Raw genomic sequence first — 13,253 nt, 5'->3', positions numbered from 1 at the left:
GCGACAAGGAGCACCATGCCCACCCCGGAGATCACCCTCCACCGCTACGGCACCGACCAGCTGCCCACCATCCGCCCCACCCTGGTCGGTGTGTACGCCGAGGTGTACGAGAAGGAGATCGGCGAGGACCCGTTCTTCTCCGTCGACCGCTTCGAGGGTCGTCTCACCGGCCACTCCTCCCGCCCGTCCTGGGAGGCCGTGGTCGCCTACGACGGTGGCGAGGCCGCCGGCTACGCCTACGCCGCAGCCCTGCCCCAGAACACCGGCTGGTGGGCCCACATGCTCCAGCCGCTTCCCGAGGCGGACACGACCGAGGACGGCACCCGAACCCTCGCCCTCTTCGAGATCATGGTCCGGGCTCCCTGGAGGGGCACGGTTCTGGCGTACCGCATCCACGAGGAGCTTCTGGCCGGCCGCACCGAGCAGCGCGTCACCCTGCTCGTCGAGCCCGGACACCCGAAGGTGAAAGCCCTCTATGAGAGTTGGGGGTACCAGCACATCGGTGACCAGCAGCCCTTCCCCGACGCCCCGGTGTACACCACCATGCTCCGCGCGCTCAGGTGACGGCGGTACGTCTGCAGGGCGATCCTGAGGCCGGGGACCGCCTTGTGTGTCGCTCGGGCGAGGAAGCTGGCGACGCCGACGTTCGACGGCCCTGGCGGCGGTCGCGACGAGCGCGTGCTTGTCGTCGTGCACGCGCTTTGGCGGGGTAGCGGGGGTGACGCGGCTTCGCACGCAGGCTGCTGCTCTTCCCTCGGCTGCGATCCGTCCTCGGTCGCTGCGTGGTGGACCGGTGCACCCTGGCCCCGGTCCGCTCCCGCCACTTCAGGGGCGGGAGCGGCCGAGATGCTCTCCCCCGATGGGGAAGAGCATCTCGGCCGATAACGTGCTCCGTCTCGGGCTCGGGTAGGGGTCGCCTGCTGGTGGTCGTGGGGCATGCCTGAGGCCGGAGACAAGGGGCGTGCCGCTGCCGACGCGCTGCTCGGCACGGTGCCCGAGTACGTGCCCGGGGCCCTGGTCTTCTCTCACGGTCGCATCTGAGATCCCGTACTGAAGGAGGTCGCCTGCGCCCGGGAATGCTCCAGCCCCGCCGTCACCTCTGCCTGGCCCGAGCCGTCCTCGGTCGCAAGGAGTTCCCCGGCCGTAACCATGGTCGCCCAGAACTCGGGAGGTGAGCCCCGGCCGTCCCGGACCCGGGTCTGAGCGAAGAGCAGGAAGATCTTCGTGAGCTCCCCGGTACGAAACCAAAGGATCATGCCGCCAGGAAAGCCTCCGCGGGCGCAGGCAGCAGTCCACAACAGGTCACGGATCCGCTCACCGCGACCGTCCAACACCCGGTCCACGACGAACACGTGCCCACGGGCGAGAAGCATGGTGACGATGTCTTCCTCTCCCGCCTCGAACTCGTGGAAGAGGGGTCGTGCCTCGTGGATTCGAGCTTCGGCGTCCGGCCGGGACACTCCCAGGGCCAGACATCGGGCCAACGCGCAGGCGTCCCAGTCACCGGTGCGCGCGGCCAGTTCGGCGAAGACCTCCTCCGTGCCCTGTCCGGCGGCCAGCATCTCGCGGGCCTCCAGAACGAGCGCGTCCCCGCCTTCCCCGTGCTTCATGGCCAGAGGCTACAGCGATGCTCGAACGCGACAGAGGGGCGCGGTGACTTGGGCGTCCCGTCATTCCCGTGATTCCGGCTGGTCGCAGGTGACGACGTTGGGTTCAGCGGCAGAGCCCCATGATGGTGTCGTCGAAGCCGGGGAACTCCTGGGCGGCCAGCTCGATCACGGCTGCTGCCGACCAACGCTGGTGCGGTGCGAACCCTTCGGCGATGGCTGCCAACTCCGGATTGGGGTGCGCCTTCCAGTCGGGCTCGTACGAGGTGGCGGCTTCCCAGGGGCCGAAGCCGTCGGCCAGCAGCCACAGGAAATCGCCCAGGTCGCGGGCGACGACACCGGTCTCTCCCTCGGATCCGAGGAAGACGACGGGCTGTTCGGCCAGCGGTCGGCCGGGGCGGATGAGCCAGATCGCCGCGTACCCGCCCGTGCCGTCCTGTCCGAACACGCGGAAGTCGCTGCCGTCCAGTTCGCTGTTCCCGGTCCATGCCTGGAACCAGTCGGTGGTCTCGGCAGCGGATAGGAAGGCGGGGAAGGGCTCGAAGTCGACCCCGGTCTGCCCGTCGGCGTAGTCGAATGGAACGGCCATCGCAGTGGCGAGCGCGGCGGGGAACTGGCGGTCATCAGTGGGCTTCACGGAGACAGGCTAGACAGGGGGTCGGACATCGACGCCCTACGGGCAGGGTTGTTGGACGATTGCCGGTTTGTAGTCGTCGGGGGAGACAGAACTGACCTGGTCGCGACAGCGGGTGGCACAGCATCTGCTGTGCCACCCGCTGTCGTTACCCTCCGCAACCGTGTGCGCTCGAAGGCGGTCGCCGGTGCGGGAGGGTCAGCCCCAAGGCGCAGGGGAGCACCCGGCGTGGGTGGCCTGCCGATTCTCCCAAGATTCTCCCCAGGGGATCCTGAGGGTCACTATCGCGCATTCGCTAGAGCTAAGTTGATCAACGGTTGCCGGTGTGTGTGATCTACAGCCAGTCGCGCTTCTTGAAGATGACGTACAGGCTGACGCACACCACTGCCATCAGCAGGATTGCGAAGGGGTAGCCCGCCGCCCAGTGGAGTTCCGGCATGGTCTCGAAGTTCATGCCGTAGATGGTGCCGACCAGGGTGGGGGCGAAGAGGATGGCGGCCCACGAGGAGATCTTCTTGATTTCCTCGTTCTGTTCGAAGCCGGCTTCGGCCAGGGCTCGCATTTCGGCGTTCTGTTGTTGGGAGACCAGGGTGGCGTTGACCGTGAGGATTTCGGTCAGGGCCTGGCGGAAGCCGTCCACGCGTTCGCTGGTGTGGGTGACGTGGTCGGCCACGTCGCGGAGGTAGCGCTGGAGTTCCTCGTCCGTGCCGTACTTCGCGAAGCCCGCCATCAGGGCGTGGAGCATGCCGACCAGGGGGCGGGTGGCGCGTTGGAACTCGACCATCTCGCGGGAGAGTTCGTAGATGCGGCGGGAGACCTCCGGGTCACCGCGGAAGACCTCCGTCTCGATCTCGTCCATGTCGTTCTGGACACCGGCGACGACGGGTGCGTAGCCGTCGACGACCGCGTCGAGGATCGCGTACAGGGCGGCCTCGGGGCCGAGGGAGAGGAGTTCCGGGGTCTCCTCCATGCGGCGGCGGACCGCGGAGAGGTCGGGGGCGGCGCCGTGGCGGACCGTGATCAGGAAGTCCGGGCCGACGAAGACGTGCAGCTCGCCGAACTCGACCTCCTCCGAGGCGTCGAGGTAGCGCGCCGCGCGCAGGACGACGAAGAGGGTGTCGCCGTAGCGCTCCAGCTTGGGGCGCTGGTGGGCCTCCAAGGCGTCCTCGACGGCGAGCTCGTGGAGGTTGAACTCGCCGGCCAGCGAGTGGAGCTCCGGCTCGGTCGGGCGGTGCAGGCCGATCCAGGCCATGCCGTCGGGCTCGTCGCGCAGTCGGCGGAACGTCTCCGCGAGCGTCGCGGGGGAGGCGACGCGCCGGCCGTCCCGGTAGACGGCGGAGTCGATCACGCTGCGGTGGTCCGGGGGAGTGGCCTGAGCCGGCGCGGGCTCCGGGTCGGCCGGCGGGGAGGCGGGGGGCGCGGCGGGCGGGGGCGTGGGGCGGCGCCAGCCGGCCCGCTTCCCGGAAGGCGCGGGGCGGCGGTGGCGGTGGTCCGGGCGCTCCGGCATCGCAGGTCAGCTCCCCAGTCGGACATCTTTACGGTCGGTGAGAGGAAGGATATCGGAAGGGGTAGGGGGGTTCCGGAGAGTTCAGGACAGGTCAGGACGGTTCGGTGTGGTGTGGGTGGTGTGGGGCAATTCGGCCGAGTTCAGGTCAGTTCTGGATGGTTCAGGGGGTGCGTCAGGGGGCTTGGGGGCTCCTGGGTCGCCGCATTGCGGACCGCCCCTGTCCGCGAGTGCGGGTAGCTTGCGGGTATGGGCTCCGTACTCGACACCCGTTCCCTGAACCGTGCCACGCTCGCGCGCCAACTGCTCCTGAGCCGCGCCGAGCTCTCCGCCGAGGACGCCGTCGCGCACCTGCTCGGGCTCCAGGCGCAGAACGTGAAACCGCCGTACTTCCAGCTGCACGCCCGGCTCCGGGGGTTCCGCCCCGCCGCGCTCGCGGAGCTGATGGAATCCCGCAAGGTGGTCCGGATGGTCACCATGCGGTCCACCATCCACACCCACACCGCCCACGACGCGCTGACGCTGCGGCCCCTGGTCCAGGCCGCCCGCGACCGGGAGGTGGGCGCCTTCCGCAAGGGCCTCGCCGGGGTCGACCTGGAGCGGCTCGGCGAGCTCGCCCGCGCCTTCGTCGAGGCGGAGCCCCGCACGATGGGCGAGATCCGCGAGGAGCTGCTCACACACTGGCCGGACGCCGATCCGCAGTCCCTGTCCGTCGCCGCCCGCTGCCGACTGCCTCTCGTCCAGGTCACTCCGCGCGGCGTCTGGGGGCGCAGCGGGCAGGTACGGCTCACCACCCTGGAGCAGTGGCTCGGACGGCCGCCCGCCGAAGCGCCCCCGGCGCACGCCGTCGACGAAGCCGTCCTGCGCTACCTCGGCGCCTTCGGGCCCGCCTCCGTCAAGGACATGCAGACCTGGGCCGGACTCACCCGGCTCCGCGAGGCCTTCGAGCGGCTGCGGCCCCGCCTGACCGTCTTCCGCGACGAGAACGGCGTCGAGCTGTTCGACCTGCCCGACGCGCCCCGGCCCGACGCCGGCACCCCGGCCCCGCCCCGCTTCCTCCCGGAGTTCGACAACCTGCTCCTCTCGCACGCCGACCGCACCCGGGTGATCCCGGCCGACCTCAAGGGCCGCACCTGGACGGGGAACCAGGCCCACCGCACCCTCCTCGTCGACGGCTTCGTCGCCGGGCTGTGGCGGTGGGAGGACGAGGCGTCGCTCACCGTCGAGCTCTTCGGAAGGGTCTCGAAGGGGGAGAAGGAGCGCATCGTGGCCGAGGGGGAGCGCATGATCGCCGAGATGGGCGCGCCGGCCGAGTCCGCGGAGACGGCCGAGGCGGCCGACTCGGACGACTCGGACAGGACGAGTGCCGCCGGCCGCCGTCCCTCCGTACGCTTCGGGTCAATCCACGGCTGACGCCGTCTGGTGGGGCGTACGGGCGGCACGGCACGATGCCTTCCATGACGCACAACACCGGCGCCACCGCCGAGTTCCTGGCCGCACGCGACTTCCTGCTCGAACGCCGCGGGGACTACGAAGCCGCCCACGCCGGATTCACCTGGCCCCGCCCCGAACGCTTCAACTGGGCCCTGGACTGGTTCGACCGCATCGCCGACGGCAACGGCGCCGACGCCCTGCGCATCGTCGAGGAGGACGGCACCAGCCGGTCGGTCTCCTTCGCCGAGCTGTCCGTACGGTCGGACTCCGCCGCCAACTGGCTGCGCGACCAGGGCGTCGCGTCCGGCGACCGGGTCCTGGTCATGCTCGGCAACCAGCGCGAGCTGTGGGAGGTCATGCTCGGCGCGATGAAGCTGCGCGCCGTCGTCATCCCCGCCACCCCCCTGCTCGGCCCGGCCGACCTGCGCGACCGCATCGAGCGCGGTCACGTACGGCACGTCATCGTGCGCGCCGAGGACACCGGAAAGTTCGACGAGGTCCCCGGCACCTACACCCGGATCGCCGCCGGAGCCGAGGCACCCACCGGGTGGCGGCGGCTGGAGGACATGTACGCCGCCGACGCCCGCTTCAGCCCGGACGGGGAGACCCTGGCCACCGACCCGCTGATGCTGTACTTCACCTCCGGCACCACCGCCCGCCCCAAGCTGGTCGAGCACACGCACGCCTCGTACCCCATCGGGCACCTCTCCACCATGTACTGGCTCGGCCTGCGCCCCGGCGACGTGCACCTCAACATCGCCTCGCCCGGCTGGGCCAAGCACGCCTGGTCCAACCTCTTCGCCCCGTGGAACGCCGGCGCCACCGTCTTCGTGCACAACTACACGCGCTTCGACGCCGAGCGCCTGATGGCGGAGATGGACCGGCACGGCGTGACCACCTTCTGCGCCCCGCCCACCGTGTGGCGGATGCTGATCCAGTCCGACCTCACCACGCTGCGCACCCCGCCCCGCGAGGCCGTCGCCGCGGGCGAGCCGCTCAACCCGGAGGTCATCGAGAAGGTCCGCGAGGCCTGGGGGGTCACCATCCGCGACGGGTTCGGGCAGACCGAGACCACCCTCCAGATCGGCAATTTCCCCGGCGTCCCGGTCAAGCCCGGCTCGATGGGGCGTCCGGCGCCCGGGTACGAGATCGTGCTGCTCGACCCCCTCACCGGCAAGGAGTCCCCGGACGAGGGCGAGCTCTGCGTGGACCTGCGCACCCGCCCCGCCGGGGTGATGAGCGGATACCGCGACGACCCCGAGCGCACCGCCGAGGCCATGGCGGGCGGGCTCTACCGCACCGGGGACATCGCCTCGCGCGACGACGACGGCTACCTCACGTACGTCGGACGCTCGGACGACGTCTTCAAGGCCTCCGACTACAAGATCAGCCCGTTCGAGCTGGAGAGCGCCCTGCTCGAACACGAGGCCGTCGCCGAGGCCGCCGTGGTACCGGCCCCGGACCCGCTGCGCCTCGCCGTGCCGAAGGCGTACATCGCGCTCGCCGCGGGCTGGGAGCCCGGCCCGGAGACCGCCCGGGCGCTGTTCGCGCACTCGCGCGCCGTGCTCTCCCCGTACAAGCGGATCCGCCGCATCGAGTTCGCGGAGCTGCCGAAGACCGTGTCCGGCAAGATCCGCCGGGTGGAGCTGCGGGAGCTGACCGCGGCCGGCTCGGGCGCGGAGTACGACGAGGCCGACCTCGGCTGAGGCAGTCGTACGGACGCCGCGGGGGCGGGCCGGGCAGGCTCCGACGGCCCGGCCCGCCCCCGTACGGTCGGCTAGGCGGTCGGCAGCTGCGCCTCGATCGCGGCGATGACCTCGGGGGCCTCGGGCTCGACGCTCGGCCGGAAGCGCGCCACGACCTCGCCGGCGGGGGAGATCAGGAACTTCTCGAAGTTCCACTGGATGTCGTCGCCGGCCTCGCCGTCGGCGTACGCGGTCTTCACCAGCTCCGTGTAGAGCGGGTGCCGGTTCTCGCCGTTGACCTCGGTCTTCTCCAGCATCGGGAAGGTCACGCCGAAGCCGGCGGCGCAGAAGGTCGCGATGTCGTCGGCCGTGCCGGGCTCCTGGCCGCCGAACTGGTTGCAGGGCACGCCGATGACGGTGAACCCCTTCTCCTCGTACGCGAACTGGAGCCGGGCCAGTCCCGAGTACTGCGGGGTGAGACCGCACTGCGAGGCGGTGTTCACCAGCAGGATCGCCTTGCCCTTGTGGGCCGCCAGGCTGGTGGGCTCATCGGACAGGGTGGTCAGCGGGATGTCGTACAGGCTCATCGGGCTCTCCTCGGCACAGATTCGGCGCAGATACGGATACGTGTTCCGCCATGTGCTCCGAGCCTACGTCCTGCTCCGGGAGGGACCGCCTACGGCCCCGTGCCCACCAGGGCGTCCGCCGGGTCGTTGACCGGCTGCGGCACGCCCGTGAGGTCCATGACGAACAGCGGTATCCCGAGGTCGTCCGCGCGGGAGCGGGCGTCCTGCGTGTACCCGGCCAGCGAGAAGTAGACGCTGGTCGCGGAGGCCGTCAGCCCGTTGAGCCAGACGCACTCCACGGCGCGCAGCCCGGCCGGGGCGGTGGTCGGGTCCACCTGGGCGACCAGCCCCGGGGCCCGCAGGTCCACGGCCGCCGAGGGGATGGGCCGCCCGTCGGGCTGGCGGACGTCCTGGAAACCGAGCCAGCGCAGGTACAGCGCGGCCGTGGCCACCGCGTCCCGGGCGGTACGGATGGTCACCGGGCGGAACGCGGGCCGCGGTTCGGGGGCCGCGGCCGGGGTGCCGGCTTCGCCCGATCCACCGGGTCGGGCCCGGCCGGGCGGAGCACCCGCCGGAGCCCGGCCCCGTACGTCTCCCCGTACGCCTCCCGGTGCATCCGGACGCGGCCGCAGCCCCTCCCGTACGCCGCCGCCCGGCGCGGTGGACCCGGGCCGGGCCGAATCCACTTGATCCACCGAATCCACCGGATCCACCGGACGCACCGCAATCCGCGCCACCGTCCCGCAGGACGCGCAGCCCACCTCCGGCTGCGGCCACTCGCTCACCCGCGCACAGGCCGCGCAGCGCACCGCCACCCACGACTGCGACCAGGTCCGGTGCGTCAGCGGCAGGGGCGCCGCCGCCAGGTCCAGGGGCGGGGTCACCGGACTCCCGCAGGCGCACGGGAAGACCGGGGCGGCGTAGTCGTTCTCGCGCAGGCACGCCGGGCAGCTCACCGATACCGCTTCCGCCATGACCGCCGCCGTCCCTCCGTCGCTGTGCGTGGACCCATGCTCCACCACCAGCCACCGACGGGGCGAGCGTGCCCTCGATTTTCCGCTGATATTCCGCCGCGTCCCGGTCGTTCGTACAAGTCGCTTGTGTGACACGCGGCTTTTGGTGTGTTCCGGGGTCCTGAAGCTGCTTGACGTGCCGTGACTGGCCGCTTAGCTTGTTCCGTATAGCAGAACAAAACTTCCGGATTGCGGAAACACTCCGAAATCCCGAAGCAGCCTGGCCGCCTGACCGCCTGACCCGCAGGAGAACTCGATGCCTCGTATGACAGCCGCCGCCGCTGCAGTGGAGATCCTCAAGCTCGAGGGTGTCGAACAAGCGTTCGGCGTTCCCGGTGCTGCGATCAACCCGTTCTACCGCGAGCTCAAGAACGTGGGCGGCATCAGCCACACGCTGGCACGCCACGTCGAGGGCGCCTCGCACATGGCCGAGGGCTACACCCGCGCCAAGGCCGGCAACATCGGCGTCTGCATCGGCACCTCGGGCCCGGCCGGCACCGACATGATCACCGGCCTGTACTCGGCCATCGCGGACTCGATCCCGATCCTGTGCATCACCGGTCAGGCCCCGGTCTCGAAGCTCCACAAGGAGGACTTCCAGGCCGTCGACATCGCCTCGATCGCCAAGCCGGTCACCAAGGCCGCGACCACCGTCCTGGAGGCCGCGCAGGTCCCCGGCGTGTTCCAGCAGGCCTTCCACCTGATGCGCTCCGGCCGTCCGGGCCCGGTCCTGATCGACCTCCCGATCGACGTCCAGCTGACCGAGATCGAGTTCGACCCCGAGACCTACCAGCCCCTGCCGGTCTACAAGCCGCAGGCGTCCCGCGCCCAGGCGGTCAAGGCCCTGCAGTTCCTGCTGGAGTCCGAGCGCCCGCTGATCGTCGCCGGCGGCGGCATCATCAACGCCGACGCGACCGACCTGCTGGTCGAGTTCGCCGAGCTGACCGGCGTCCCGGTCATCTCGACCCTCATGGGCTGGGGCACCATCCCCGACGACCACGAACTGGCCGCCGGCATGGTCGGCGTCCAGACCGCGCACCGCTACGGCAACGCGACCTTCCTGGAGTCGGACTTCGTCTTCGGCATCGGCAACCGCTGGGCCAACCGTCACACCGGCTACAACCTCGACGCGTACACCAAGGGCCGCAAGTTCGTCCACGTGGACATCGAGCCGACCCAGCTCGGCAAGATCTTCGCCCCGGACTTCGGCATCGCCTCCGACGCCAAGGCCGCGCTGGAGCTCTTCATCGAGGTCGCCAAGGAGCTCAAGGCCGAGGGCAAGCTGCCGGACTTCTCCGCCTGGGCCGCCTCCGCGCAGGAGCGCAAGGCCACCCTGCAGCGCCGTACGCACTTCGACAACATCCCCCTGAAGCCGCAGCGCGTCTACGAGGAGATGAACAAGGCCTTCGGCCCGGAGACGCGCTACGTCACCACCATCGGCCTCTCCCAGATCGCGGCCGCGCAGTTCCTGCACGTCTACCGCCCGCGCAACTGGATCAACTGCGGTCAGGCCGGCCCGCTCGGCTGGACCATCCCGGCCGCCATCGGCGCCGCCACTGCGGACCCGGAGACCCCGATCGTCGCGCTCTCGGGCGACTACGACTTCCAGTTCATGATCGAGGAGCTGGCGGTCGCCGCCCAGCACAAGGTCCCCTACGTCCACGTCCTCGTGAACAACGCCTACCTGGGCCTGATCCGCCAGGCGCAGGGCGGCCTCGGCATCAACTTCGAGGTCAACCTCGAATTCGAGAACATCAACACCCCCGAGCTGGGCGTCTACGGCGTCGACCACGTCAAGGTCGCCGAGGGCCTGGGCGTCAAGGCCATCCGCGTCACCGACCCGGACAAGCTGGGCGAGGCCTTCGAGGAGGCCAAGAAGCTGGCCCAGGAGTTCCAGGTCCCGGTCGTCGTCGAGGCCATCCTGGAGCGCGTCACCAACATCGCGATGAGCAAGACGGTCGACATGAGCGACGTCACCGAGTTCGAGGAGCTCGCGACCGAGCCGGGCCACGCCCCGACCGCGATCCGCCCGCTGTCCGTCTGATCGCCCGCCCGCCTGCCGCCTGACCATCAGGCGGGCGGCGGTACGCAACGGCCCCCGTTCCCCCGCGAGGAGGAACGGGGGCCGCTCTGCGTGGCGTCCCGCCCGTGCCTGACGGGCGCCACCCGGTCGGCATACTGGGCCGATGGACAGTTCAACGGCCCTCTGGCGCAACACGACGCACGACTGGGCGCGGTCCGTGGACGCCGACCACCTCGCCTCCGTCCGCCGCGACCCGGCCGTGTTCGCCCCCGGCGGCCTGCGCCACCTGATCCTCGAAGTCCTCGCCTACGCGGCCGACGAGGCGGAGTGCTCAGGCGCAGGGCGCTGCACCGTCACACTCCACGCCGACGGCTCGGTATCCGTGGCGGACGGTGGCCGGGGCACCGACACCCGCCTCGACGATCGGGGCCGGCCCGTGAAGAAGCCGGTCATGGCGACGAAGGACCTGCGGTTCTTCGACCACCCCGATGCGCAGCTCCTGCCCGACGGCCACTCGCGCCGCGGCATGTCGGTCGTGGCGGCGCTGAGCGAGTGGCTCGTCCACACCAACCGCCGGGCGGGCGGGGCCTGGATCCAGCGCTACGAACACGGCGTTCCCACCACCGACCTGACGCCGGTCGCCGGTGACGGTACGACCGGGACGACCGTCCACTTCGGCCCCGACGCGTCCGTACGAGCGGCGGGCGGGGCGCCGGCGCCCGGCGAGCTGGCAGCCCTCACGGCCGTATGGCCGTACCTCGGCGTGGAGATCGACGACCGCCGCGCATGACGACCGCCCGCGCGGCGCATGAGGACCGCCGCGCATGACGCCGCCGCGCATGACGACCACCCCGTGGTGACGCCCCCCGCGCACGACAAAGCGCCGAGTCACGGGACCGTCCGTGACTCGGCGCTTTGAGTGTGACCGCCCGACGGTGCGAGGCTGGCGCGACAGGACGTTCGCGCCGCCGGGCGGAGTATGGCGGTCTCCCTACAGGGGGCTCTGTGCGTAGCCCCCTGTATAGGGGAGTGGCTGGGACCGCGACGGGCGGTGACGAGAGCTCCGGCGTCGTCTCCCTCAGGTCAAGAGACGGGCCTCGGCCCCCATTACCACCGCACTGGCTCACACGCCCGTCGCGGTCCTCGTCCTGCCCTCACCGCGTACCACCCCTCATCCGGGTCCGCGGCTCGGGCTCGGCACCCGGGACCTGACCTCCCGCCAGGTCCCCGGTGCAGCTTTTGAGGCTCAGGCGTCGCGCAGGGCGCGGACGGCCTCCTCGACGCGGCGGCCGTAGTCGGCGTCCGCGGCGTGGAAGTGAGCCAGATTCTTCTCGATGACGTCTTCGAGGGTGACCTGAGACAGGCCGCCGGCGATGTTCGCCACCAGACGCTGCTTCTCGGCCTCCGACATCAGGCGGTAGAGCTCACCGGCCTGGAAGAAGTCGTCGTCCTTGGTGTGGGCCGGGGCCTCGTGGGTGCCCGTGTAGCCGGAGACGGCCTTCGGGGCGCCCAGCGCCAGACCGGTCTCGGCCGGGCCCTGGTACGAGTTGGGCTCGTAGTTCTTGTCGTGGCGCGAGCCGTTGCGCAGCGCCATGACGCCGTCGCGGCCGTAGTTGTCGGCCGTGGTCGCCTTCGGGGCGTTGACCGGCAGCAGGGTGTGGTTCACACCGAGGCGGTAGCGCTGGGCGTCGGCGTAGGCGAACAGGCGGCCCTGGAGCATCTTGTCCGGCGAGGCGGTGATGCCCGGGACGAAGTTGTTCGGGGAGAAGGCGGACTGCTCGACCTCGGCGAAGACGTTGTCCGGGTTGCGGTCGAGGACCAGGCGGCCCACGCGCTGCAGCGGGTAGTCGCTGTGCGGCCACACCTTGGTGAGGTCGAACGGGTTGAAGCGGTAGTCCGCGGCCTCGGCGGCGGGCATGATCTGGACGTAGAGGGTCCAGCTCGGGTTCACACCGCGCTCGATCGCCTGGAGCAGGTCGGTCTGGTGCGAGTTGGCGTCCTTGCCGACGAGCTCGGCGGCCTGCTCGCCCGACAGGCAGCGGATGCCCTGGTTCGTCTTGAAGTGGTACTTGACGAAGAAGGCCTCGCCCTGCTCGTTCGTCCACTGGTAGGTGTGCGAGCCGTAGCCGTTCATGTGACGGTACGAGGCCGGTATGCCGCGGTCGCCCATGAGCCAGGTGATCTGGTGCGTGGCCTCGGGGGCGTGCGCCCAGAAGTCCCAGACGTTGTCCGGCTCCTGCTTGCCCGTGAAGGGGTCGCGCTTCTGGGAGTGGATGAAGTCGGGGAACTTGATCGGGTCCTTGATGAAGAACACCGGGGTGTTGTTGCCGACGAGGTCGTAGTTGCCCTCTTCGGTGTAGAACTTCAGGGCGAAGCCGCGCGGGTCGCGGACGGCGTCCGCGCCACCGAGGGAGTCGGCGACGGTGGAGAAGCGCAGGAAGGTCTCGGTCTTCTTGCCGACCGTGTTCAGGAACGCGGCGCTGGTGTACGCGGTGACGTCGTCGGTCACCTCGAAGTAGCCGTACGCGGCGGAGCCGCGGGCGTGTACCACGCGCTCCGGGATGCGCTCCCGGTTGAAGCGGGCCAGCTTCTCCAGGAGCTGCTGGTCCTGGATCAGGAGCGGGCCACCGACGCCGGCGGTGGCGGAGTTCTGGTTGTCGGCGACCGGGGCGCCGGACTCGGTCGTCAGCGTGCGCTTCGACATGGTGACCTTCCGTACGGGAACCTGCTGACGGAAAGCGTCTTCCGTCATGCGGAAAAGCCTAATTTCAGGCCGAACGCAGCGTC

Annotated in this window: 11 protein-coding genes; 5 read left to right on the top strand and 6 right to left on the bottom strand. The window is 70.5% G+C overall.

Features of this window, described 5'->3' with window-relative positions; genetic code table 11:
• Nucleotides 1-15 precede the first annotated feature (15 nt).
• Nucleotides 16-564, top strand: coding sequence for an N-acetyltransferase (locus tag CP980_RS06895; RefSeq protein ID WP_150493046.1), 549 nt, complete (start codon nt 16-18; stop codon nt 562-564).
• Between the two features lie 461 nt (nt 565-1,025).
• Here the strand turns inward: CP980_RS06895 and CP980_RS06890 are convergent, their stop codons facing one another.
• The 3 genes from CP980_RS06890 to CP980_RS06880 all read right to left on the bottom strand — a co-directional run bounded on the left by CP980_RS06890 (nt 1,026) and on the right by CP980_RS06880 (nt 3,748).
• Nucleotides 1,026-1,610, bottom strand: coding sequence for a hypothetical protein (locus tag CP980_RS06890; protein ID WP_150493044.1), 585 nt, complete (start codon nt 1,608-1,610; stop codon nt 1,026-1,028).
• Between the two features lie 103 nt (nt 1,611-1,713).
• On the bottom strand, nt 1,714-2,244 hold the full coding sequence (locus CP980_RS06885; RefSeq protein ID WP_150493042.1) for an SMI1/KNR4 family protein: 531 nt from the start codon (nt 2,242-2,244) through the stop codon (nt 1,714-1,716).
• A gap of 331 nt (nt 2,245-2,575) precedes the next feature.
• The gene (locus CP980_RS06880) at nt 2,576-3,748 is read right to left on the bottom strand and encodes a magnesium and cobalt transport protein CorA (RefSeq protein ID WP_150493040.1); all 1,173 of its coding nucleotides are present in this window, start codon (nt 3,746-3,748) and stop codon (nt 2,576-2,578) included.
• Nucleotides 3,749-3,994: 246 nt separating this feature from the next.
• Here CP980_RS06880 and CP980_RS06875 point away from each other — a divergent pair, with 246 nt between their 5' ends.
• Together CP980_RS06875 and CP980_RS06870 are read left to right on the top strand one after the other, a co-directional pair.
• Nucleotides 3,995-5,158 carry a winged helix DNA-binding domain-containing protein gene (locus tag CP980_RS06875; RefSeq protein WP_150493038.1) on the top strand — a complete coding sequence of 388 codons (1,164 nt, stop codon included), beginning with the start codon at nt 3,995-3,997 and terminating at the stop codon, nt 5,156-5,158.
• A 44-nt stretch (nt 5,159-5,202) separates the two neighbouring features.
• Nucleotides 5,203-6,885: an AMP-binding protein gene (locus CP980_RS06870; protein WP_150493036.1), complete on the top strand. Its 1,683-nt coding sequence runs from the start codon at nt 5,203-5,205 to the stop codon at nt 6,883-6,885.
• A gap of 71 nt (nt 6,886-6,956) precedes the next feature.
• Here CP980_RS06870 and CP980_RS06865 read toward each other — a convergent pair whose 3' ends face one another.
• Entirely contained in the window at nt 6,957-7,451 is a 495-nt protein-coding gene (locus CP980_RS06865) for a glutathione peroxidase (RefSeq protein WP_099888868.1), read from the bottom strand.
• A gap of 89 nt (nt 7,452-7,540) precedes the next feature.
• Nucleotides 7,541-8,404, bottom strand: coding sequence for a hypothetical protein (locus CP980_RS06860; RefSeq protein ID WP_150493034.1), 864 nt, complete (start codon nt 8,402-8,404; stop codon nt 7,541-7,543).
• 295 nt (nt 8,405-8,699) lie between these two features.
• Here CP980_RS06860 and gcl point away from each other — a divergent pair, with 295 nt between their 5' ends.
• Nucleotides 8,700-10,487 (top strand): glyoxylate carboligase, encoded by a 1,788-nt coding sequence (gene gcl / locus CP980_RS06855; protein WP_099888866.1) that lies wholly within the window; start codon nt 8,700-8,702, stop codon nt 10,485-10,487.
• Between the two features lie 142 nt (nt 10,488-10,629).
• Nucleotides 10,630-11,256, top strand: coding sequence for an ATP-binding protein (locus CP980_RS06850; RefSeq protein ID WP_150493032.1), 627 nt, complete (start codon nt 10,630-10,632; stop codon nt 11,254-11,256).
• Between the two features lie 456 nt (nt 11,257-11,712).
• Here the strand turns inward: CP980_RS06850 and CP980_RS06845 are convergent, their stop codons facing one another.
• Complete coding sequence (locus tag CP980_RS06845; protein WP_099888865.1) at nt 11,713-13,170, bottom strand: catalase; 1,458 nt, start codon at nt 13,168-13,170, stop codon at nt 11,713-11,715.
• Between the last annotated feature and the right edge of the window lie 83 nt (nt 13,171-13,253).

Origin of the sequence: Streptomyces vinaceus (genome assembly GCF_008704935.1) — a bacterium.
Taxonomy (GTDB): domain Bacteria; phylum Actinomycetota; class Actinomycetes; order Streptomycetales; family Streptomycetaceae; genus Streptomyces; species Streptomyces vinaceus.
This window is presented reverse-complemented; position numbering and strand designations above follow the sequence as displayed.